This window comes from Kribbella voronezhensis (genome assembly GCF_004365175.1).
GTDB lineage: Bacteria > Actinomycetota > Actinomycetes > Propionibacteriales > Kribbellaceae > Kribbella > Kribbella voronezhensis.
Genome location: NZ_SOCE01000001.1, coordinates 3,061,498 through 3,081,855, shown reverse-complemented (window position 1 = coordinate 3,081,855; position 20,358 = coordinate 3,061,498). Strand labels below are relative to the sequence as shown.

The window sequence follows — 20,358 nt, the reverse complement described above, 5'->3', positions numbered from 1 at the left end:
CGGGCTCGGGCTGGCGGGTTGCCGCAGCTGACGGAAATCCGACACCGGTTGTCCACAGGTTTCGATCGGCGTCCCCGGGGCCGTCCGAAGACGGCACGTTCTAGGCATGGACAACACTTCCCTGCCGCCGGCGGTCCTGTTCGCCACCGCCGACGAGATGCTGCTCGACGACCTGCTGCGCCTGGCCGCGGCGGTCGAGGTGACCCCTCAGGTGGAGCACGACCTGCTCGGCCTGCGCCGCTGCTGGCAATCGCCGGTTCTCGTTGTCGTCGGCCAGGACCTGGTCGAGCCACTGGCCCGCGCCCAACCCGTCCGCCGGTCCGGCGTCGTCGTGGCCGGCGTGGACGCCGACGACCCCGAGGCGTATCGCCGCGCGTTCGCGATCGGTGCCGAAGGCGTCTTTCCGCTGCCGGCCGAAGAAGCTGCGCTCGGTGACAAACTCGCGGACACCTTGGACGGCGGGGTGCGGTCTGCTGTGACCCTGGCGTTCGTCGGTGGTTGTGGCGGAGCAGGCGTCACCACACTGGCCGCTGCCGTCGCAATGACCGGAAGCAGGCGAGGGCTGCGGACCATGGTGATCGACGGGGATCCGTTGGGTGGTGGCATCGACCTCGCCCTGGGCAGCGAAGCCGAGCAGGGCTCACGGTGGCCGGAGCTGATCAACGCTGCCGGTCGGGTCAGCTCCGGCGCACTGCGGGCTGCTCTGCCCTTGGTGAATGGGTTGGCCGTGTTGTCGTGGGATCAGTCCGACGCGCCGGCGTTGCCACCCGAGGCGATGCGCTCGGTGGTGGGTGCCGCGCAGCGAAGCAGCGACCTCGTGGTGCTCGACATGCCGCGCCGGCCTGATCCGGCCTCGGAAGAAGCCTTCGTCCGGGCCACGTCGACGCTGCTGGTCGTCCCGCGGAATGTGCGGGCGTGCGCCGCGGCGGCCCGGCTGGTGCTGCCGCTGCGGGATGTTGCCACCGATCTGCGTTTGGTGGCGCGAGAGCCCGCGCTGAGCGGTTTGTCGGCCGTCGACGTGGCGGATCATCTGTCGCTGCCTCTCGCCGCCAGCGTCGGCCGCGCCGAGCGTGAGCTGGCTGCTCAGATGGACGAGGGGCGCTTCGATCCCCGGCCGCGAACGGCGTACGGGCGAGCAGCCGCAGAGCTGCTGGATCTCTTCGGTCTGTACGGACAGGTCGCCGCATGAACGTTTCGGCCGAGCTGCTCGAGCGAGTCCGCAAGACCCTTGCTGCGCAGGGATCCGAGCCGACGCCCGCGCGGGTTGCCGCCGCGCTCCGTGCCGACGGCGGGGTGTTCGGCGACTCCACTGTCCTCGCGGTGGTGGCGGCCCTGCGCCGAGAGGCCTTGGGCGCAGGGCCACTAGACGGCCTACTGTCCGAGCCCGGCATCACCGACATCCTGGTGAACGGCGCGAACGAGGTCTACGTCGATCGCGGCTCAGGGCTCGAGCGAGTAGCCCTCCGCACCGGCGACGAATCCGCCGTACGCCGATTGGCGACCCGCCTCGCCGCAGCAGCCGGGCGTCGCCTGGACGACGCGACGCCGTACGTCGATGTGCGACTGCCGGACGGGACGCGATTCCACGCCGTGCTCTCGCCGGTCGCCGCACCCGGGACCTGTCTGTCGTTGCGCGTGCCGTCCCGCAAGGTCTTCGACTTGGAGGAGTTGGTGGCCGCCGGTTCGTTGCCTCCTGGTGGAGCTTCCGTGCTGCGGGATCTGCTGGATGCGCGGTTGGCCTTCCTGATCAGTGGCGGCACGGGAACGGGGAAGACGACGCTGCTCAACTGCCTGCTGTCGCTGGTGGACGAGTCCGAGCGGTTGGTGCTGGTCGAGGACGCGAGCGAGCTGCGTCCGGATCACCCGCACGTGATCCGGTTGGAGGCCCGGCCGCCCAACGTCGAGGGCTCCGGCGAGATCACCATGCGAGACCTGGTCAGGCAGGCGTTGCGAATGCGTCCCGATCGGCTCGTGATCGGAGAGGTGCGAGGCGCCGAGGTCGTCGATCTGCTGAGTGCGCTCAATACAGGGCATGAGGGTGGCTGCGGCACGGTCCACGCCAACTCGGCCTCGGATGTGCCGGCCCGCCTGGAGGCGCTCGGCGCGATGGCTGGATTGGGGCGCGACGCCTTGCACAGTCAGGTGTCGTCGGCACTGCAGGCCGTCATCCATCTGGTGCGGGGAGCCGATGGCAGACGACGAATCGCCGAGGTGCGGGTGGTCGGCCGAACGGCTGACGGGCTCGCCACGACACTGCCGGCTGTCCGTTTTGTTGCCGATGGCAAGCTTGAGCTCTGCGACGGAGCCAGTCGGTTCACCAAACTGCTCGCAGGTGCCGCATGAGCGCCGCCGCCGCAGCCGGCGCACTGGTGCTCGTCGCCCTGCTGATGATCCTGCCGCCCCGCGGCCGCGGTCTTCATCGCTTGGCCGCCGCCTCTTCCTCGCCGCCCGGGCTGGTCGATCGACGCCGAAAGCTCTCCCTGGGCGGCACCGACCTCACCCGTACTACGGGCCGTCGGCTCGGCAGGCTCACGCTCGCGGCTGCCATCTCTGCCGTCTTCCTGGGCTCTCTGGGCCTGCACGTGCTGGTCTCGGTCGCTGCTGTCGGGGTCATCGTCACGGTTGTCTTCTGGCAGCGGGCCAAGCATCGTCGCCGGTCAGCCGCTGCCGTTCTTCGAGCTCAGGTCATCGAGGCGTGCGACGTTCTCAGTGCCGACCTGACCGCGGGCCGGCCACCGGCTGAAGCGCTCGACGGAGCCGCCACGATCTGCGCCGACCTGCAGATCGCCTCCGCCGCCTGCCGCCTCGGCGGCGACGTGCCGGCCGCTCTCGAACTGCTCGCCGAAAACCCTGGCGCCGAAGGCCTCCGCGCCCTGGCCGCCGCCTGGCGAGTAGCCGACGAATCAGGTGCCCCTTTCGCGGCGATCACCGATCGCCTGGCCGAGTCCTTACGAGCCGACGAGGCGATCCGCCGCCAAACCGCCGCCAGCCTCGCTGGCGCGCGAGCCACAGCCCGCCTACTCGCAGTACTGCCCTTCTTCGGCGCCGCCCTCGGCTACGCACTCGGTGCCGACCCCATCACCTTCCTCACCGCCACCCACCCAGGAGCAGCAGTCCTCGCAGCAGGCCTAGCCCTCTCCATCACCGGCCTCACCTGGACCGACCACCTAGCCAAAGAACAAACCCCATGACCCAACCACCACCCCTCAGGCCGCCCCCACCCACTTTCCCCACGCCCACCCCGCTGCCCCCCACCCTGGCAACACCCACCCCGCCGCCACCGGCCCTCGGCACGCCTGCCTTGCTGGCCCCCCGCCTCCCCACGCCCGCCCTGCTGCCGCCCGTCCTCGGGACGCCTGCCTTGCTGGCACCCCCGCCTCCCCCACGCCGGCTACGCTGCTCCCCGCTCTGGCGACGCCCACCGCGCCGCCACCCCGCCCTGGGGACGCCTGCCGTGCTGCCACCCCGCCTCCCCACGCCCGCCCCGCCGCTCCCCACTGTGGCGACGCCCGCCCCGCCGCCACCCGCCCTCGGGACGCCTGCCTTGCTGGCCCCCCGCCTCCCCACGCCGGCCACGCTGCTCCGCACTGTGGCGACGCCCACCGCGCCGTCACCGGCCCTCGGGACGCTTGGCTTGCTGGCACCCCGCCTCCTTACGCCGCCCTGCTGCCACCCGCTCCTCGGCACCCACCTTCTTACCGCTTACCCCGGGCGCCACTCGCCCTCCCAACGCCCGTCCTTCTGGTGGTGCTGGCGTTGACTGATCTTCTAGAGACAGAAAGGTGCTTGTCATGCTGATAGCCGTGGTGTTGGCGGGGCTGGCGGTGGCGCTCTTGGTGCCGGGACCACCTGGGACGCGTCGTCTTGCTCGGCGCCCTGCTCGACTCGCCCGCCGGTTCACCCTTCCGGCGACGTCCCGCCGGCATCGCCTGGTAGCGATCATCGCGGCGTGCGGTGCGCTGCTGCTCTTCGGCTTCCCGCTGGGCGCCCTCCTGGCACCGATCATCGCCTTCGCCGTCCCCATCGGTCTCAGCCGGCTCGAACCAGCTTCCGAACGAAGGCGTCGAACCCGCATCGCAGCCGACCTCCCTCTGGCAGTCGACCTCCTCGCCGCCTGCTTGCGAGCCGGACGACCACCTCAAGCTGCAGTCGGCACAGTCGCGAAGGCGATCAGCGGCCCCCTCGGCGAGCTACTGGCCGGAGTTGGTCATCGCCTCGGGCTAGGTGCGGACCCAGTCGATGCCTGGTCCACACTCCTCGCCGAGCCACCCTGCGCCAGCCTCGCCCGCGCAGTACAACGTGCCCTGCGCTCTGGTGCCCCTCTGGCGAAATCACTCGAACACCTCGCCGACGACGCTCGACGCGCCCGGCGCTGGACCGTCGAGGAGCAGGCTCGTGCTGTCGAGTCCCGAGCAGTGGTGCCGCTCGGCCTCTGCTTCCTCCCAGCCTTCGTCCTGCTCGGCGTGGTACCGACCGTCGCCGGCTCGTTGGGAGGAGTCCTTCACCTCTTCAGCTGAGCGTCTCGCGGTACTTCTCGAGGTCGGTCGCGACATTGCTCGCCACAAACTGCATGACCCGGTACTCACAGACACCGGCAATCGCGAACGGGTCGGTCTTCACCAACTCCTCCATCGCCGACGCATCCTCGCCGACCGCCAGGATAGCTCCACCATCGCGCGGCACCTTGCGCCCGGAAGCCAGGAACGTACCGGAGTCGTAGTGCCCCCTGAGCCAGGTCACGTGGTCAGCCATCAACTCGTCGACCCGTTCGAGCGGTGCGGTGTAGGTCAGCTCCAAAACGAACATGCACGTCAGCCTAGCCGTCGGTCAGACACTCCCGCGGTTCTCGTCGCCCGGCCGCAAACCCGCACGACCACCCGCGCCAAACGCAAGCGACACATCCAACTCCAGACGCCGGACGCTAGTTCGCCGCGGCGTCAAGCAGAGCTTCGGCGACCGACATCCGGGCGTACTGGACCGCCCGGCCCATCCGGTGTCCAGTGACAAGTCCACCTGCGCGGAAGCTGCTCAGGTGCTGGGAGACTCCACCAGCCGTCAGCCCTGTCCGCGCTACCAATTCCGCCATCGACCGCGGCGCCTCGATCTGAGCCAGCAGCTCCCCACGCGACCGACCGAGTACCCCGGCGAGCCCTGCCGGCGTCGGGTCCGACGAGCCGAGGCGTACGAGGCTGGCGCTATCGCCGCTTGGCAGGTGGTCGCGAGCGGACCGGGCGTGATGATGTTCGAGCATCCGACGGCTGAAGACGCCGCGTGCTCGCCACTTCCATGCCCGGTGGGCACGAATCGCCACGGAGCGGATCACCCGCGAAGGCACCGCGCTCGGTCTGCTTTTCGATCTCCACCCAAGATGATTTAGCTCTGACTAAATCATTTCAAAGCGACTTCCGTACAGCTTGACGATGGGGCTCGCGCTGCACACGGCGCCCGAGGAGAGGAAGTCGAGATGCAGATCGAACCGACACTGAGGATCGGCGAACTCACAGTGCACAGGCTGGGGTTCGGCGCGATGAGATTGACGGAATTCCGCCCGGTGCGGGATCGCACCGAGCAGATCAAGGTCGCCCGCCGAGCCGTCGAGCTGGGAGTCGACTTCATCGACACGGCCGATGCCTATGGTGTCGGCGCGAACGAGGAGCTTCTCGCAGAGGCCCTTCATCCGTACTCCGAGAACCTGGTGATCGCCACCAAGGTGGGCCACACGAGGCCGTCCCCGAGCGAATGGAAGCCGGTCGGCCGGCCGGAGTATCTCCGCCAGGCAGCAGAGCTGAGTCTGCGCCGGCTGAGGCTCGAGCGGATCGACCTACTGCAACTCCATCGCGTCGACCCGTTGGTCCCGTTCGCGGATCAACTCGGCGCGCTCGCGCAGCTGCAGGCAGAGGGAAAGGTGTGGCACATCGGTCTCTCCGAGGTGACGGTCGAGCAGTTGGAGCAGGCTCGCGCGATGGTCGACATCGTCAGTGTGCAGAACCGCTACAACTTGACCGACCGCGAACACGATCCCGTCATCGAGTACTGCGAATTACACGGGATCGCCTTTGTGCCTTGGCTTCCGATCGCGAACGGCGATCACCTAGCACGGCCGCTGCTGGTCGAGATCGCCACCGAGGCGGGCGCGACGCCGGCGCAGGTTTCGCTGGCCTGGTTGCTACACAGATCACCGATGATGGTGCCCATTCCGGGGACCAGTTCGGAGGCTCACCTGGTCGAGAACGTTGCGGCGGCGCAACTGGAGCTGACGGCGGATCAGCTCGATCGGTTGGATTCCGTCGGTTCGGAGCGGTAGTTGTCCCCAGGTTGAAATCTCCTTCTCTGCAAGGGTTCCGGTCACGGCACCTTGTCAGTGAGTCGATCGGAGCAGCCGGTCGGCAGATCAGGAGGTTTCATATGTCCAAGGCGCTGGTGGCCGTCCGCCGCCTTCACAAGTTCAGCGAGCGCGGCGCGGCGACCGCGGAGTATGCAGTGACGATGGTCGCCGCCTGCGGCATCGGCGGCATCCTCATCGCGCTGCTGAAGTCGCCCGCGATGCTGTCCTTGCTCAAGGCAATCATCAACTTCGCCCTCAAGGCCGCAGGACTCGACGGCGTCCAGATCTGACCGCGGACCCGCCGTGGCGTCCCCAGTGCCGCCGCGGCGGGTCCGGTCCACCAAGCGAGGAGAGGTCCGGAATGTTCGAAACTGATGATGGGTGTGACCCGCAGATGCCCGCAGGTGTCCGACCGGCATCTCGCTCAGGAGAGCGCGGTGCCGTCACCGCAGAAGTAGCCTTCGCGATACCGGTGCTATTGGCAACTATGCTCTTCGGCGTCTGGCTCGCCGGCGTGGTGATAGCCAACGTCCGCTGTATCGACACAGCAAGAGACGTGGCCCGCGCAGTAGCTCGCGGCGAACCCCTCGAATCAGCCCAGCAACTCGGCAGCCGCACAGCTCCTCGAGACGCAACGATCACCATCACCCAATCAGACCCAGACATCCAAGTAACCGTCTCCGCCCCGATAACCCCCGACTGGCCCCTACTAGCCCAGCTCCCACCCCTACACGCCCAAGCCAACGCAACAATCCAATCCGAACCAGCCACCGCCCGCCCACTCCCATGACCTCACCAGGCTCCAAAACCTATCCCCCAAACCGCTCCCCGATCGGTCTCGCAGGGCGCGCCCGCAGTCGGCAACTACAGCGGTTCAAGTGCCGTCATCTCGAGCGCCGAGGGGGACGTCGTTCAGAGCGGGGCGCAGGTACGTTGCTAGGGCTGTGGGTTGCCATGGTGCTCTTGACTGCGGGAGTCGTCGCCGTGCTGTGGGCTGCCGTCTCGATCGGCACGCATCGTGCGGCGGCCGCCGCGGATCTGGTGGCGCTGAGCGCAGCCCAAGCCTTACAAGCCGGCGAGCCCGACCCCTGCCGAACAGCGCAACGAATCGCCGCCACCCAGCACGTCGACCTACGAACCTGCCAACTCCAAGGCGAAACAGTCGCAGTCGAAGTCCGCATCGTTCTGCGCCTGGGCGTCCTGGGATCTCCGTCCATCAACACTCCCGCCCGCGCCGGTCCTATTGATGACGAAGGAGCAAACTAGGTGAGATGACATCAGAACGCGAGCGGTTGATCGTGGTCGACGCGGCGAATGTGGTGGGGTCACGTCCGGACGGCTGGTGGCGTGATCGCCCCGGCGCAGCCCGGCGGCTGCTCGACAAGCTGACCATGCTCGGACCGAAGCTGTCCGAACCGGTCGAGATCGTCGTCGTCCTCGAAGGAGCCGCCCGACGAGCGATGAAGGACGCTCCGCCACTGGGCGACCTGCGAATCGTCCTCGCCGACCACGAAGGCGACGACGCCATCGTCGAGGTCGTGAAGACCGCTGCCACCGCCGACCCTGACCGTCTGATCACCGTCGTCACCGCCGACCGCGCCCTCCGCGAACGCATCGAAGCCCACGGCGCCGAGCCCACAGGCCCCCGCTGGCTCTGGGACCACCTGGACCAGTAGCCACCCGCCACCACCCGAGCTCCAATCGACAACAGACCGACCCGCCGTACGCCGGCCTCGCCCCAACTGCAATCACCGCCGCTGATCCGCGACCTACCACCCGATCGCGCGATACCTGCGCAATCCGCGAGGCCGGCATGGAACCCGGCGTTCCCCCCGGCATGGAACCCGGCGTTCCCCCCGGCATGGAACCCGGGAGAACGCCGGGTCGCCGCGCCGCCCACCGCCTCCCGCCCACCGGCCCCAGAGCACGCTGCTCGACCGAACGATCGACCCCGGGCATGCTGGTGGGCTGCATCACTGGTTCCGGGGATGCTGCTGGGCTGGACCACCGGTTCCGGGGGATGCTGCTGGGCCGGTCCATCGGTTCCGGGGGGGAGACTGCTTGGTCGGACCGTTGGGTCGGGAGATCGTGCTTGGCCGGACGATCGGTTCGGGGGACGCTGCTCGACCGACGACCGACGACCGACGACCCGACGACCCGACGACCCGACGAGCGGACGAGCGGACGACCGGACGACGGCGTCGGGAACGATGTTCGACCGGCCCACCGGCTTCGGAGACGCTGCTCGGCCGGGCCGTCGGTGCGGGGGAGCCACTGGCCGAGATCGTCGTTCTGGAAGGAGCCGCCCGACGAGCTAATTGCTTGGCCGCTCCATCGGTTCGGGGGACTGCTCGGTTGCGTCGCTGGCGAGGGGGTTAGCTGGTGAGGTGGTTAGTCGGCTAGCCAGCCGTTGTGTTCGGCTATTTGGATGGCGTCGGCTCGGGTGCGGGCGCCGGTTTTGCCGATGGCGGACCAGAGGCGGGTGCGGACGACGCGTTCGGAGACGGCGAGTTTCTGCGCCATCAGTGCGACGGAGCCGCCGTCGCGGGCGGCGCGGAGGGTGCTGGTTTCGCCTTCGGTCAAAGGCGTCTCGGTGTACAGCAGGGTCTCGGCGGCCAGGTTGGCGTCGACGACGCGGAGGCCGAGATGCACCCGGCGTACGGCGTCGGCCAGTTGCGGGGTCGGGCTGCCTTTGAGCGCGAAGCCCTTGGCGCCCGCATCGAGGCCGCGGCGGAGGTGACCGGGGCGGCCGTAGGTGGTGAGCATCAGTACGCGGCACTCGGGCATGGACGTACGTAGCTCGGTGGTCACGTGGATGCTGTCGTAGCCAGGACCGGCCGCGTCGAGCAACGCGACGTTCGCGCGATGGCGTTTGGCGGCGCCGACGACGTCGTCGGTCCGGTTGATCTCGGCGACAATCTCCAGATCCCGTTCGCGTTCCAGGCCGCTTCTGAGGACGCCTCGGCTGAGGATCTGGTCGTCGACCAGGAGCAGCCGGATGCGGTCGGGCAAACGAGCCTCCGGGGTGACCGTCCGGGCGCCGGGGAAGTGCGTCCGGAGGAGTTGGGCAGGACTTCGGTTCCAGATCATGAACGCAGCCGGCTGGTGCCGTCCACATCAACGCCCCATCTCTACCAGATTGCGACCAGATCGCGACCCACCGGGACCTGCCGCCCAACGACCACCTCACTCGACTCATCAGCACACCGCAGCCACCAACCCTCTGTCGCATCAAGACGAGGGATAGAGGCCCTGAGCAATGAGCGGACAGGTGAGCGGGCCGTGTGGAGCCTTCGAACGGTGGCGTCAGCGGTCAGGTGGTGAGGCGGTTCGAGTGCTGGCCTCAGTGGTCAGGTGGTGAGGCGGTTCGAGTGGTGGCGTCAGCGGTTCGAGCGGTTGCGTCAGCGGTCCGAGTGGTGGCGTCAGCGCCGCCCACAGCGGCTCGGCGGCCGGACGGGTTAGGTGGTGGGGCGGGTGGAGTGGTTGGTGGCGGTTGGCTCCGGCGGTGCTGGTCAGCGGGTCGCGTTGATGGAGCGAGCGGTGGGGGCGGTTAGGTGGTTAGGGAGAGGAAGCGGTTGGTGTGGGTGATGAGGGCGGTGCCGGGGGTGGTGGGGGCGGGGATGGTTTCGTAGGGGGTGCGGATGGGGTGGCGGGTGCCGTCGGCGGTGAGGAGGAGGGTGTTGGGGGCGTCGATGACTGCCAGTTCGTTGCCGTTGTGGAGTACTACGGGGGCGTCGTAGCCGGCGGAGATGGCGGTGCGGCCGGCGGCCAGGCCTTCCAGTACGGCGGGGACCAGTTCGTCCGGGCCTTCGGCGGCGGCGTCGATAGCTATCCAGGTGGTGGGGATTCCGGGCGTCGTCAGCGACGACGGGTTGTGGTAGTCGCTGCCACCGATCGGAGTGGTCGAGCCGAGCCCCCACGCCTGCCACCAGGCGACAGGCCCACCCCACTGATGGTCGAGCCAGGACGAGTGCCACACCTCGGCCAGCGGCGGATGCTCCGGCAGCGGATACCGCCACGAGCAGTCCCCGCCGAGCGGATGGTTGATCGAGAGCAGCCCGCCGCGTTGGGCAACCTCGGTAACCCAGTCAGCAGCAGGCCGACGGAAGTCGACCACCCCGATCGCGCCGAAGGCGTTCGCATGGCCGGTGTCCGTGGTCACCTCCTGACCAGGGATCAGCCCGATCCCGAACTGCCGGCCGACCCCCGGCAGTTCGCAGTGATGCGCCTCGGTGTTGTGATCGGTGATGGCCATGACGTCCAGCCCCGCCGATACTCCGAGCGCCGCGAGGTTGGCGACCGGAGTCGAGCCGTCCGAGTGCAACGAGTGGGCATGGAAGTCACCAGCCACCCATCGAAGCCCGTCGGCAGCCGGCAACTCGCGACGCGGCGGCCGAGCCGGTACGCCGACGGCAGCCGTCAACGCGCCGTACTCCTCCTGGCCGGGGATCACCGAGACCGGGCCGGTGACGGCCTCGACAACCAGCTCGACACCTTCGACAGGCACCCGGTGCAGTCCGATGACCACGAACCAGGTGCCGGCCTCCAGCTCACCAGCCAGGTAGCCGGGCGTCGCCGCAGTAGGAGTGATCGCAAAAGACCGCCGCGCGCCACCCGACCAGCCGCGCCAGCCGGCGGCGCCCTCACACCCGAGATCGATCACCGCACCCTCGACCGCCGGCACGGTCAACGTCACCGACAACCCGGCACAGCCGGGCGGGATGTCGACCGGCAGCGAATGCCAGACCGACGAAGCCCGGTCGTCGAGGGTCCAGCGCTGGCGGTAGCTGGTGACAGCCATCAGACCACCGCGGGTTGCCGGGCCAGCAGTTCGCCGGACTCCTTGTCGTACACGAGGACTCGTTGCTCCGAGGCCGTCAGAACCACGGGCGTACCGGGCGAAGGCTCGTCCTCCTCCGGCACGGTGACACCGATCAGTGTGCCGTCGCAGTCCACCGTGACAAGTGACTGCGTTCCCAGGTTCTCGGCCACGACCACAGAGCCGCGAACCGCGGGCCCACTCACATCGCCGGTCGACAAGGTGAGGTACTCCGGCCGTACGCCGACCGTCACCTCCGCGCCGGCCGGGACCGAACCAGTGGCCGCAGGCAACGATCCCCCCGCGATCGTGACGCCGTCCGAGCCGACGGTCCCCGGCAGCAGGTTCATCGGCGTCGATCCGATGAAGTTGGCCACGAAGGTGTTGGCCGGCCGGGCGAACACCTCGCGCGGACTACCGAGCTGCCGCAACTTCCCGGACTGCATCACTGCGATCCGATCGGCCAGAGCCAACGCCTCGGCCTGGTCGTGCGTCACGAAGACCGTCGTGATGCCGAGGTCCTTCTGGAGCTTCTTCAGGAAGGTCCGTGCCTCCAGCCGAAGCCGCGCGTCCAGGTTCGACAGGGGCTCGTCCAGCAGCAGCACCTTGCCCTCGGACGCGATAGCCCGCGCCAGCGCGACCCGCTGCTGCTGACCACCGGACAGCTGTCCCGGCCGCCGTTCGAGCAACCCCTGCAGGGAAAGCTCGTCGCCGGTCTTCTCGGCGACAGATGCACGCGTCGCCGCGGCGACCCGCCGTACCTTCAACGGATAGGTGATGTTCTCGGAGACGTTCATGTGCGGGAACAGCGCGTAGTCCTGGAAGACCATCGCCACGCCACGCTTGCCCGGCTCGAGCCGGGTGACGTCGATGCTGTCGATCCGGACGGTGCCCTCGGTCGCGGACTCCAGCCCCGCGATGGTCCGCAGCAGCGTCGTCTTGCCACACCCGGACGGACCGAGCAGCGCGAAGAACTCGCCGTCGGCGACCGTCAGGTCGAGCCCGTCGACGGCGCGCACGCCGTTGGGGTAGACGGTCGCCAGGCCTTCGATGTCGATACCGGCCATCAGCTCTTGATCCCTCCATGGAAGCGGAACCCGTACCGCGAGTTCACCAACAGATAAAGCACGACCACCGGGATCGAGAACAGCAACGAGAAGACCGGGATCACCGAGAGGTTGGCGCTGCCGCCCTCGTCGGTGAAGGTCTGCAGCAGGACGGCGCCCGGCTGCTTGTCGATCGACCGGATCAGCAGGAACGGCACCAGGAAGTTGCCCCACGAGTTCACGAACGCCCACACCAGGATGGTGGCCAGACCCGGTCGGGCCACCGGCAGTACGACGTCCCGCAGGATCTGCAGCGTGGAGGCGCCGAACACCCGCGCCGACTCCTCGTAGCTCTTCGGTACCGCGTCGACGAAGTCCTTCAGGATGAAGATTGCCGCCGGCAACAGGCCGCCGGTCATCACCAGCGCGACCCCGAACCGGGAGTCGATCAACCCGAGCTGGAACATCATCACGAAGATCGGCACCATCGCCGCAGTCCCGGTGACCACGGACGAGAGCAGCAGAAGCCCGTACAGCAAGGCGTCCCGGCCAGGGATCCGCACCCGCGACAGCGCGTAGCTCGCGAGCGCCGCGAAGGCAGTGACGGCCACTGCCGTCGTGACGCAGATCAGCAGCGAGTTGACCATCGAGTGCATCGCATACGGATGGTCCAGCGTCTTGCGCACGTTGTCGAGCGTCCAGTCCGGCCAGTGCACGCCGAGCCCGGGTGACTTGTCGAACGGCGCCGAAGCGATCCACAGCATCGGTACTGCGAAGAACAGCGTGATCGCACAGATCAGCACGTAGAAGCCGATCCGGCGTACGACGAAGGCCGGAGTCATGACCGCCTCCTCAGCAGCCGCAGGTAGAGCAGTGCCACCAGCAGGTTCGCGATCAGCAGCAGGAACGAGATCGCCGACGAGTAGCCGAGCTCACCGCCTTGCAGCGCGACGTTGTAGATGTAGACGGGCACTGTCTCCGACTCGTGGTTCGGGCCGCCCTTGGTGAGCAGGAACGGCGAGAAGTCGTTGGCCGTCCACAGTGAGATCAGCAGCGTGTTGGTCAGCACGTGCCCGCGGATGTGCGGAAACACCACGTCCCTCAGCGTCTGCCAGCCCGAAGCGCCCACCATGCGCGCCGACTCCAACTGCGACGGCGGTACGGCCTGCAGCGCGGAGGAGTAGAGCATCATCGAGAAGGCCGTACCCCGCCAGGTGTTGAACACGATCAGGCAGACCATCGGGTAGTCGATCAGCCAGGCGGTGCCTTGTGTACCGAGGATGCTGTTGAGCGTGCCCGTGTCCCGGTCGAAGAACGCGATCCACAAGTAGGCCACCACGGTCGACGGCAGGATCCAGGCCAGCAACACCAGCCCCTCGACCGTACGGCGTACTGCCGGTCGTGCGCGCCGCATCGTCCAGGCCAGCGCGAACCCGAGGATGTTCTGGCCGACGATCGCCGAGCCGAGCACGAACAGCACGGTCAGCCAGAGCGCGTTGTGGAACAGCGCGTCGTTGAGAGCCTTCGTGTAGTTCGCCAGCCCGACGATCGACGGTGAGACGGCCTCGACGCCCGTCAGCCGGTAGTTGGTGATGCCGATGTAGATCGTCCAGATGGCCGGGAAGACCAGGAAGGCGCCGATCAGCAACAAGGCCGGGGCCAGGAAGCCGACGGCTCGGGCCACGCCGAGACCCGCGACGTCCTGGGCCGGACCACGGACCCGTGCCGGGCGTCCCGGCACGGGTGCAGGTGCGGTGGTCATCAGCTGCTGGTGACCTTGTCCTTGCCGGCGGCCGCCTCGACAGCGGCCTGATAGCTCTTCGCGGCCGCGTCGGCGGACTTGCCGCCGACCACGTCAGCGGTCGCCTGCTGCAGCGCGGCAGAGATCTTCGGGTACTCCGCCAGGCCCGGCCGGAACTGCGTGATCGGCAGCACCTTGGTAGCAACGAAGTTGAGCATCGGGTCGCCCGCCAGTACCTCGGTGTTGACGTCCGTGCGCTGGGTGATCTTCGCGGCACCGTTGAGCGAGGCCTTCACCATCTCCGCCGAGTTCATGAACTGCAGCAGTTCCCAGGCCTGCTGCGGGAACTTGGTGTTCGGGTTGATCGCGGTCGCGCCGCCGCCGGACATCGAGACGAAGTCCTGGCCCTTGACGCCGGCGCCCGGCTTGCCGGCCGGGATCAGCGCGTAGCCCACGGCGGTGTCCCGGTCGGCCATCTTGGCGACGCCTTCCTTGGGCTCCACCACGCTGCGCCAGAAGTAGTCACTCTCGAGCAGGATGCCGATCTTGTTCGCGGCGAACTCGGCGAACGACTTGTCCCGGCCCTTGGCCTCACGCTGCAGCACCGGATCGCCCAGCCCGCTGCCGTAGATCGTCTTGTAGAAGTCGAGCACCTGCCGCAGCTGCGGGGTGTTGCCGAGCCACTTGCCGTCGCTGTTGATGGTCGCGCCGGTGCCCACCAGGAGCGGCAGCACGCCCTGCATCGCGGTGGCCTCGCCCATCGCCGTACCGGCGTTGATCTGGACCGGGGTGACGCCGGGGACCTTCTTCAGCGCCTGAGCCGCACTGATGATCTCGTCCCACGACTTCGGCTGCCAGTCGGCCGGCAGCCCGGCCCGCTGGAACAGCTTCTTGTTGAAGAACAGCACCCGGCCGTCGGTCCCACCCGGTACGCCGTACCGCTTGCCGTCGAACGAGCCGAGCTGTTGCACCGACTCCGGGATCTGCTTCCAGCCGTCCCAGTCGTTCACCTTCGCGGCGTCGCCGACGGTGTCGGTGAGGGGCTTGATGTAACCGGCCTGGGCGAACTCGCCGACCCAGATGCCGTCCAGGCTGAACAGGTCCGGGCCGGCCTTGTTGGACAGGCTGAGCGCGAGCTTCTGCTTGTAGACCTCGTCGTCCGAGCCGTCGCCCTGGAACTTCACGGTGACGTCGACGCCCTTGGCCTTCTGCGCCTCGACGAACTTCGGGATCAGGACGTCCTCGGTGAACGTGGCGCCGGCGCTGCTCTTGCCGCCTTTGACCGAGTTCGAGCCGATCGTCAGCTCGACCTTCTTGGCATCGGCGTTGCGGTTCGAGTCCTGGTCGCCGGAGCCGTCGCCGGACGACCCGAGACAACCGGTCAGCAGGACAACGGTGGCAGAGCCGAGGACGGCCAGCCGGGACAACCGCGAGATTCGTCGCATCAGGGGGCTCCTTGCGGGGGTTTCGGTGCAGCCAGTGCCGGTCCACCTTGGCACTAGCCGGCGACTATGTGAAGACTTTTGCCCATCCGACAGGAAAACGTTGTCACTTTCCTACCGCGGTGCCCGCCGGAGCTACCCACCGTTGCCGGTAGCCACTTCTCAGAGTGACGAAACTTCGTCAAATTAGATGCGGGCGGCAAGCATTGCGGTGAAGTTGAAGTTAGCTCGCGGTTCTGTCACAAACAGTCCAGATCTAGATACACAGGGTGACAGCGGGAGGTAGCGTCAGTGCCGATCGGGTTCCCTGGATCGGAGGTGACGACATGTTGCTCGGACTTCTGGACGACCTTCTCGGCTGTGGCTACTGGCACCACTGGCACCACCACTGCTGGTGGTGATCCCACGGCGGTGATCGGAAGTCTCCGCTGACGCGCAAGCAGCGGATGCCGACCGGATCCACCGCTCCACCACCCGAACCCGCAACGGTTCACAACTGAACACACGGTTCGCACAGAAAGGACCGACAAGAAGCGGCCGGCCCCGACATCGTCGGGGCCGGCCGTCCTCGTGGTACCTGAGGATCCTCCTCGATCAGCGCCTGGCCAGCTGCATCATCTGCTTCGGCAGTGTCGTCATCTGCGCCGGGACCGGGTTCTTCGCCCGGACCAGGTCGAGAAGGCTCGTCGCGGCGTTCGCGATCGGCAGCGGCAGGGCGAGGCCCAGCGATGCCAGCAGTGCGTTCACGAGTGCCAGCACCGCGCCGAGGATGTCCAGGCCCGGCAGCGGCAACGCGCTCCAGCCCTGGTACGGGGCACCGGTGGCCTTGAGGTCACCGGTGGGCTGAGCCTGCTTGGCCTTGCCCTTACCGAGCAGCGAGCTGAGTGCCAGTCCGCTCGCCGCGTTGGTGAAGGAGCCGTCAGCGGTGTCGTAGTTCCACTTCTGGCCCGCACCGTCACGACAGGGCAGCACCAGGACCGGCGCGTCGGCCGGCGGTGTGACCAGGTCCGCGCCGGTGTCCAGGCAGGCCCCGGTCTTCGCAAGGGCGCCACCGACGCTCTTGCTCATCGCGACCTGCAACTGGCCCTTCTCGGTGTACACCCACTCCTGGGTCTTGCCCTCCTTGCCGGGAGCGCAGGCCATCATCACCGCCATCGGCACCTTGTTCGCGGTGACGAAGGTGAGGCAGTAGCGGGTGTCGGCCCGGCTGGCGATCTGCTTCACGACGCCTACCTCGACGCCGGGCGGTGGGCCGGCCGGTGTGGCCGGTGCGGCTGCCTGCGCCGGGATGGCCGTGGCCAGGGCGACGCTGACGGCGAGCACTGCGACGCCGGTACGGCTCAACAATCTACGGATGATCAAGACAACCTCCAGAGGTCGTGCTATCTCGCGGCGTCAGGTCGTCGGGACCCCGAGGCGAGAGCGAGCCGGTTCCGGGGGCCGCGACGACATCCCTTGCGCGTGGGATGCGGTGCGGGTCGATCCTCCGTGAGGAGGTGGTGTGGCCCGGAAGGCCGACAGTGACTCAACGCGACGTTGACGCCACGACCAGTAATGCACAAGAGGCCCGGAGGTGGTTATGGACAATCAGGGAAACTTGATGCCAATGGCAACTAACTGCCAGGGGTCGAATGGTTGCGCGAGGCATCGAAATCTGGTTGCGGGGTTGCCGTGCCGGGATCGAGTGGCGGCTGTGGCCCGATCGAGATACTGCAACTTCTCCTGCGCGGCACTGCGCCCTTGCAGGGAAGGAGTTTGCACTTCTCCGCAAGGGCGCGATGGTGAAGGTCGTTCAGTTCCCCAGAGGTCAGGGACGGTGCTCCCCGGATTCGGTGCCGTCGGCAACGGTGTGTCGTTCGCGGGCGAGCCGGTCCGCCTCGTCGAGGTCGACCGTGCGGCTGTTCCCGTCGTCGCCGAGGCCCTCCCTGACCCGGCCGGAGCCGGTGCCGTTGGCGGTGTCGGAGGATCCGAGGCGGGCGGAGTCACCGGAGGTGGCGGCATGCCGCGGTACGACCTCGTCCCCGGCCACCGGACCCCCGGCCACCGGGTCTCCTGCCGCCGGGTCCCCTGCCACCGGGCCCCCTGCCACTCGGTCCCCTGCCGCCGCCGACCTGGTGTCGCGGTCCAGGTCGGTACGGTCGTCGTCGACTGCGGTCGCGCCGTCGGCAGGCTCGGTGGTGGTTGGGGTCGCGGCGACCTGCTGGCGGAGTTCCTTGACCTCCTTGTGCCGGCGGTAGCCACGTCCGAGTCCCTTCTTCGTCAGCCACAGGCCGAGGAACAGGGCGATGCCGGTCGCGGCGCCGAGCAGGAACAGGGTCGGCACGGCCAGTCCGAAGTCGACGCCGAACACCGACATCTTGGTCGTGTCGCCGGACGAGACCGAGACGCCGAGACCGAACAGGACGGCCAGGACGATCAGGACGATTCCGAGGGCCAGCATGATCGCTGCCTTTCTTCCAGCAGCCGGACTGCTGGACGGTTAGGCCTCACTGCCTAGAAGTGCGGTGAGCAGCGCGACTGCGCCGCCCTTGTCGAGTGGGTTGTTCCCGTTCCCACATTTGGGTGACTGTACGCACGACGGGCACCCGTCCACGCACTCACAGTGTGCTATCGCCTCACGTGTCGCGGTCAACCAATCGCGCGCCGCGGCATAGCCGTGCTCGGCGAATCCCGCTCCGCCCGGGTGACCGTCGTACACGAAGACGGTCAGCCGGCCCGTGTCGGCGTGCTTGGCGGTGGAGACCCCGCCGATGTCCCAGCGGTCGCAGGTGGCGAACAACGGCAGCAGCCCGATCGACGCGTGCTCTGCCGCATGCGCGGCCCCTGGTACGTCGGTCAGCCCGAGACTTTCGACCAGCGCGTCGGGCATGGTCCACCAGACGGCCTTGGTGCGCAGTGTTCGCGCCGGGAGATCCAAGGGCTGCTCGTCGAGGATGTTGCCGGTCCCGAGCTCCTTGCGCTGGTACGAGATCACCTGGCTGGTCACCTGGACCCAGCCGCGCGACAACTCCGCCGAGCCCCAGGCCCGGGTCTGCTCGGCGGCCAGGATGCTGATGTCCGTCTTGTCGCGGGCGAAAGTGGTGTAGTCCGGTGAGGCCTGCTCGACGATGGCGGCGTGCCCCTCCAGGTCGAGGCTGCGAACCAGGTACGACTCGCCGGCGTGGACGTAGACCGCGCCCTCGTGCACGCTGGCGTGAGCCGAGCCGCCGTCGACCGTTCCGAGCAGCCGACCGGTCTGGTCCTCGACGATCTGCACGGTCTTGCCACCGGCCGAGCGGATGTCGATCGCGTCGACGGCCCGATCGCGCCTGGTCCAGAACCAGCCGTGCGGTCGCTCCCGCAGCAGGCCTTGCCGGACCAGCTGGCCGATCACGTTCTCGGTGGTGGCTCCGAAGATCTCGTAGTCGGCCGGCGTGAGCGGCAACTCCTGGGCTGCAGCACAGAGCTGGGGACCGAGCACGTACGGGTTCTCCGGGTTGAACACCGTCGCCTCGACCGGTCGCCCGAAGATCGCTTGCGGATGCCGGACCAGATAGGTGTCCAGCGGGTCGTCCCTGGCGACCAGTAGAGCCAGCGCATCGCCACCGGTTCGTCCTGCTCGCCCCGCTTGCTGCCAAAGCGACGCGCGCGTCCCCGGCCAACCAGAGAGCAGTACTGCGTCCAGCCCGGCGATGTCGATGCCCAGCTCGAGCGCGTTGGTCGCTGCGACGCCGGTGAGCTCCCCGCTCTGCAGCATGCCTTCCAGCCGTCGCCGCTCCTCCGGGAGATAACCGGCCCGATACGCCGACACCTGGTCGGCCAGCGCCGGGTCTACTTCGGCAAGGTTGTCGCGCGCGGTCAGCGCGACCGTCTCGGCGCCCCGCCGGGATCGGACGAACGCCACGGTCCTGACGCCGGACACCACGAGGTCGGTGAGCAGATCCGCGACCTCAGCCGTAGCGGAACGGCGTACGGCGGCTCCGTTCTCTCCTCTGGCCGATGTCAGCGGCGGCTCCCACAGACCGAAGGAGATGCCGCCTCGGGGCGAGCCGTCCGCGACCACCTCCACCATCGGCAGGCCGGTCAGTCGCTCGCCCGACACGGCCGGCTCCGCGACCGTCGCAGAGGCACAGATGAAGATCGGATGAGCGCCGTACTGCGCGCAGACGCGCCGGAGGCGGCGTAGTACTCCGGCGACGTGCGCGCCGAACACCCCTCGGTAGTGGTGGCACTCGTCGACCACGACGTACTGCAAGCAGCCGAGGAACCTGGCCCAGCGCTGGTGGTTGGGCAGCACCGACCTGTGCAGCATGTCCGGATTGCTCAGTACATAGGTGGCGTGGTCCCGGGCCCAGTCCCGCTCGGTCCGCTCCGAGTCCCCGTCGAGCGTTGTGGGCCGCAACCCGGGCACGGAGTACGCCGAGACCGCGCGCAACTGGTCGTGCGCGAGCGCCTTGGTGGGCGACAAGTACAGAACTGACGCCGTACGCCGATGGGGCGACGCCGACTGGGCGATGCTCAGCGTGGCGAAGGCGGGCAGCAGGTAGCCGAGCGACTTGCCCGACGCCGTCCCGGTGGCGACGACGACGTGCTTGCCGCTGTAGGCGGCCTCGGCTGTCGCGACCTGATGGGTCCATGGCTCGGTCACGCCGGCGTCGGCGAGTTGGGTCAGCACTTCCGTGGGGACCCAGCGTGGCCAGGCGCCGGTCCGGCCCTGTCGTGGCGGCACGGATTCGACGTGGGTGAGCCTCTCGGCCCGGCCGGGTCCGGCAGCCAAGCGTTTGAGTACGAGTGCCGCTTCACCGCTGTCGTGCATCTGCCTGTTCACCGCCCTCACGCATACCGCGAGCGTAGTCGTGGCCGTCGACAACTTCGGACGACGCAGGGTGCCGGAACGTGCACGGTCGGACGCCGGAGGCGGCTGCAAATGCGGATGCACACAACAGTTCTGTCGAGGAGGTCGACGCGGGATGAGCCGGAATGAAAGAGTTTTCCGCAACGGCCCT

20 protein-coding genes are annotated in these 20,358 nt (G+C 68.2%); 9 read left to right on the top strand and 11 right to left on the bottom strand.

Translation table 11 applies throughout. The features are described 5' to 3' along the window. Nucleotides 1–106 precede the first annotated feature (106 nt). From ssd to EV138_RS14035, 4 genes are all read left to right on the top strand, one after another. The gene (gene ssd, locus EV138_RS14050) at nt 107–1,189 is read left to right on the top strand and encodes a septum site-determining protein Ssd (RefSeq protein WP_238158129.1); all 1,083 of its coding nucleotides are present in this window, start codon (nt 107–109) and stop codon (nt 1,187–1,189) included. Continuing rightward, the gene (locus EV138_RS14045) at nt 1,186–2,343 is read left to right on the top strand and encodes a TadA family conjugal transfer-associated ATPase (RefSeq protein WP_133979380.1); all 1,158 of its coding nucleotides are present in this window, start codon (nt 1,186–1,188) and stop codon (nt 2,341–2,343) included. The genes ssd and EV138_RS14045 overlap by 4 nt, the downstream gene beginning before the upstream one ends. Beyond that, nucleotides 2,340–3,191, top strand: coding sequence for a type II secretion system F family protein (locus tag EV138_RS14040; RefSeq protein WP_133979378.1), 852 nt, complete (start codon nt 2,340–2,342; stop codon nt 3,189–3,191). Before EV138_RS14045 ends, EV138_RS14040 begins: the two co-directional genes overlap by 4 nt. 600 nt (nt 3,192–3,791) lie before the next feature. Next, entirely contained in the window at nt 3,792–4,517 is a 726-nt protein-coding gene (locus EV138_RS14035) for a type II secretion system F family protein (RefSeq protein ID WP_133979376.1), read from the top strand. Here the strand turns inward: EV138_RS14035 and EV138_RS14030 are convergent. Further along, nucleotides 4,510–4,806: a YciI family protein gene (locus EV138_RS14030; protein WP_133979374.1), complete on the bottom strand. Its 297-nt coding sequence runs from the start codon at nt 4,804–4,806 to the stop codon at nt 4,510–4,512. The genes EV138_RS14035 and EV138_RS14030 overlap by 8 nt on opposite strands. Before the next feature lie 115 nt (nt 4,807–4,921). Further along, entirely contained in the window at nt 4,922–5,086 is a 165-nt protein-coding gene (locus EV138_RS37270) for a hypothetical protein (protein WP_166678590.1), read from the bottom strand. Between the two features lie 378 nt (nt 5,087–5,464). Here EV138_RS37270 and EV138_RS14025 point away from each other — a divergent pair, with 378 nt between their 5' ends. The 5 genes from EV138_RS14025 (at nt 5,465) to EV138_RS14010 (ending at nt 8,001) form a co-directional block, all read left to right on the top strand. Further along, nucleotides 5,465–6,304 carry an aldo/keto reductase gene (locus EV138_RS14025; protein WP_133979372.1) on the top strand — a complete coding sequence of 280 codons (840 nt, stop codon included), beginning with the start codon at nt 5,465–5,467 and terminating at the stop codon, nt 6,302–6,304. A 101-nt stretch (nt 6,305–6,405) separates the two neighbouring features. Beyond that, nucleotides 6,406–6,615, top strand: a complete 210-nt coding sequence (locus EV138_RS14020) for a DUF4244 domain-containing protein (protein WP_112241398.1) — start codon at nt 6,406–6,408, stop codon at nt 6,613–6,615. 71 nt (nt 6,616–6,686) lie between these two features. Further along, the gene (locus tag EV138_RS38590) at nt 6,687–7,115 is read left to right on the top strand and encodes a TadE family type IV pilus minor pilin (protein ID WP_369410783.1); all 429 of its coding nucleotides are present in this window, start codon (nt 6,687–6,689) and stop codon (nt 7,113–7,115) included. Continuing rightward, nucleotides 7,112–7,591: an Rv3654c family TadE-like protein gene (locus EV138_RS14015; RefSeq protein ID WP_133979370.1), complete on the top strand. Its 480-nt coding sequence runs from the start codon at nt 7,112–7,114 to the stop codon at nt 7,589–7,591. The genes EV138_RS38590 and EV138_RS14015 overlap by 4 nt, the downstream gene beginning before the upstream one ends. 5 nt (nt 7,592–7,596) lie before the next feature. Next, complete coding sequence (locus tag EV138_RS14010; RefSeq protein WP_133979368.1) at nt 7,597–8,001, top strand: NYN domain-containing protein; 405 nt, start codon at nt 7,597–7,599, stop codon at nt 7,999–8,001. A 715-nt stretch (nt 8,002–8,716) separates the two neighbouring features. Here the strand turns inward: EV138_RS14010 and EV138_RS14005 are convergent. From EV138_RS14005 to EV138_RS13965, 9 genes are all read right to left on the bottom strand, one after another. After that, nucleotides 8,717–9,415, bottom strand: coding sequence for a response regulator transcription factor (locus tag EV138_RS14005; protein ID WP_133979366.1), 699 nt, complete (start codon nt 9,413–9,415; stop codon nt 8,717–8,719). A 460-nt stretch (nt 9,416–9,875) separates the two neighbouring features. After that, complete coding sequence (locus tag EV138_RS14000; protein ID WP_133979364.1) at nt 9,876–11,126, bottom strand: CehA/McbA family metallohydrolase; 1,251 nt, start codon at nt 11,124–11,126, stop codon at nt 9,876–9,878. Next, the gene (locus EV138_RS13995) at nt 11,126–12,211 is read right to left on the bottom strand and encodes an ABC transporter ATP-binding protein (RefSeq protein ID WP_133979362.1); all 1,086 of its coding nucleotides are present in this window, start codon (nt 12,209–12,211) and stop codon (nt 11,126–11,128) included. Before EV138_RS13995 ends, EV138_RS14000 begins: the two co-directional genes overlap by 1 nt. Then, complete coding sequence (locus EV138_RS13990) at nt 12,211–13,032, bottom strand: carbohydrate ABC transporter permease (RefSeq protein WP_112241385.1); 822 nt, start codon at nt 13,030–13,032, stop codon at nt 12,211–12,213. The genes EV138_RS13995 and EV138_RS13990 overlap by 1 nt, the downstream gene beginning before the upstream one ends. Next, nucleotides 13,029–13,952, bottom strand: a complete 924-nt coding sequence (locus EV138_RS13985) for a carbohydrate ABC transporter permease (RefSeq protein WP_232828340.1) — start codon at nt 13,950–13,952, stop codon at nt 13,029–13,031. Before EV138_RS13985 ends, EV138_RS13990 begins: the two co-directional genes overlap by 4 nt. Further along, a complete protein-coding gene (locus EV138_RS13980) occupies nt 13,952–15,376 on the bottom strand; it encodes an extracellular solute-binding protein (RefSeq protein ID WP_133979360.1) in 1,425 nt (474 codons plus the stop codon). Before EV138_RS13980 ends, EV138_RS13985 begins: the two co-directional genes overlap by 1 nt. Before the next feature lie 591 nt (nt 15,377–15,967). After that, complete coding sequence (locus tag EV138_RS13975) at nt 15,968–16,735, bottom strand: RICIN domain-containing protein (protein ID WP_238158127.1); 768 nt, start codon at nt 16,733–16,735, stop codon at nt 15,968–15,970. A gap of 445 nt (nt 16,736–17,180) precedes the next feature. Beyond that, nucleotides 17,181–17,813, bottom strand: a complete 633-nt coding sequence (locus EV138_RS37990; RefSeq protein WP_238158126.1) for a hypothetical protein — start codon at nt 17,811–17,813, stop codon at nt 17,181–17,183. Between the two features lie 39 nt (nt 17,814–17,852). Beyond that, nucleotides 17,853–20,168, bottom strand: coding sequence for a DEAD/DEAH box helicase (locus tag EV138_RS13965; protein ID WP_133979358.1), 2,316 nt, complete (start codon nt 20,166–20,168; stop codon nt 17,853–17,855). Nucleotides 20,169–20,358: the final 190 nt, after the last annotated feature.

Bases quoted from the DNA above. Each gene is read 5' to 3' on its own strand.
- ssd (WP_238158129.1), top strand. From the start codon at position 107: ATGGACAACACTTCCCTGCCGCCGGCGGTCCTGTTCGCCACCGCCGAC.
- EV138_RS14045 (WP_133979380.1), top strand. From the start codon at position 1,186: ATGAACGTTTCGGCCGAGCTGCTCGAGCGAGTCCGCAAGACCCTTGCT.
- EV138_RS14040 (WP_133979378.1), top strand. From the start codon at position 2,340: ATGAGCGCCGCCGCCGCAGCCGGCGCACTGGTGCTCGTCGCCCTGCTG.
- EV138_RS14035 (WP_133979376.1), top strand. From the start codon at position 3,792: ATGCTGATAGCCGTGGTGTTGGCGGGGCTGGCGGTGGCGCTCTTGGTG.
- EV138_RS14030 (WP_133979374.1), bottom strand. From the start codon at position 4,806: ATGTTCGTTTTGGAGCTGACCTACACCGCACCGCTCGAACGGGTCGAC.
- EV138_RS37270 (WP_166678590.1), bottom strand. From the start codon at position 5,086: ATGGCGGAATTGGTAGCGCGGACAGGGCTGACGGCTGGTGGAGTCTCC.
- EV138_RS14025 (WP_133979372.1), top strand. From the start codon at position 5,465: ATGCAGATCGAACCGACACTGAGGATCGGCGAACTCACAGTGCACAGG.
- EV138_RS14020 (WP_112241398.1), top strand. From the start codon at position 6,406: ATGTCCAAGGCGCTGGTGGCCGTCCGCCGCCTTCACAAGTTCAGCGAG.
- EV138_RS38590 (WP_369410783.1), top strand. From the start codon at position 6,687: ATGTTCGAAACTGATGATGGGTGTGACCCGCAGATGCCCGCAGGTGTC.
- EV138_RS14015 (WP_133979370.1), top strand. From the start codon at position 7,112: ATGACCTCACCAGGCTCCAAAACCTATCCCCCAAACCGCTCCCCGATC.
- EV138_RS14010 (WP_133979368.1), top strand. From the start codon at position 7,597: ATGACATCAGAACGCGAGCGGTTGATCGTGGTCGACGCGGCGAATGTG.
- EV138_RS14005 (WP_133979366.1), bottom strand. From the start codon at position 9,415: ATGATCTGGAACCGAAGTCCTGCCCAACTCCTCCGGACGCACTTCCCC.
- EV138_RS14000 (WP_133979364.1), bottom strand. From the start codon at position 11,126: ATGGCTGTCACCAGCTACCGCCAGCGCTGGACCCTCGACGACCGGGCT.
- EV138_RS13995 (WP_133979362.1), bottom strand. From the start codon at position 12,211: ATGGCCGGTATCGACATCGAAGGCCTGGCGACCGTCTACCCCAACGGC.
- EV138_RS13990 (WP_112241385.1), bottom strand. From the start codon at position 13,032: ATGACTCCGGCCTTCGTCGTACGCCGGATCGGCTTCTACGTGCTGATC.
- EV138_RS13985 (WP_232828340.1), bottom strand. From the start codon at position 13,952: ATGACCACCGCACCTGCACCCGTGCCGGGACGCCCGGCACGGGTCCGT.
- EV138_RS13980 (WP_133979360.1), bottom strand. From the start codon at position 15,376: ATGCGACGAATCTCGCGGTTGTCCCGGCTGGCCGTCCTCGGCTCTGCC.
- EV138_RS37990 (WP_238158126.1), bottom strand. From the start codon at position 17,813: ATGCTGGCCCTCGGAATCGTCCTGATCGTCCTGGCCGTCCTGTTCGGT.
- EV138_RS13965 (WP_133979358.1), bottom strand. From the start codon at position 20,168: ATGCACGACAGCGGTGAAGCGGCACTCGTACTCAAACGCTTGGCTGCC.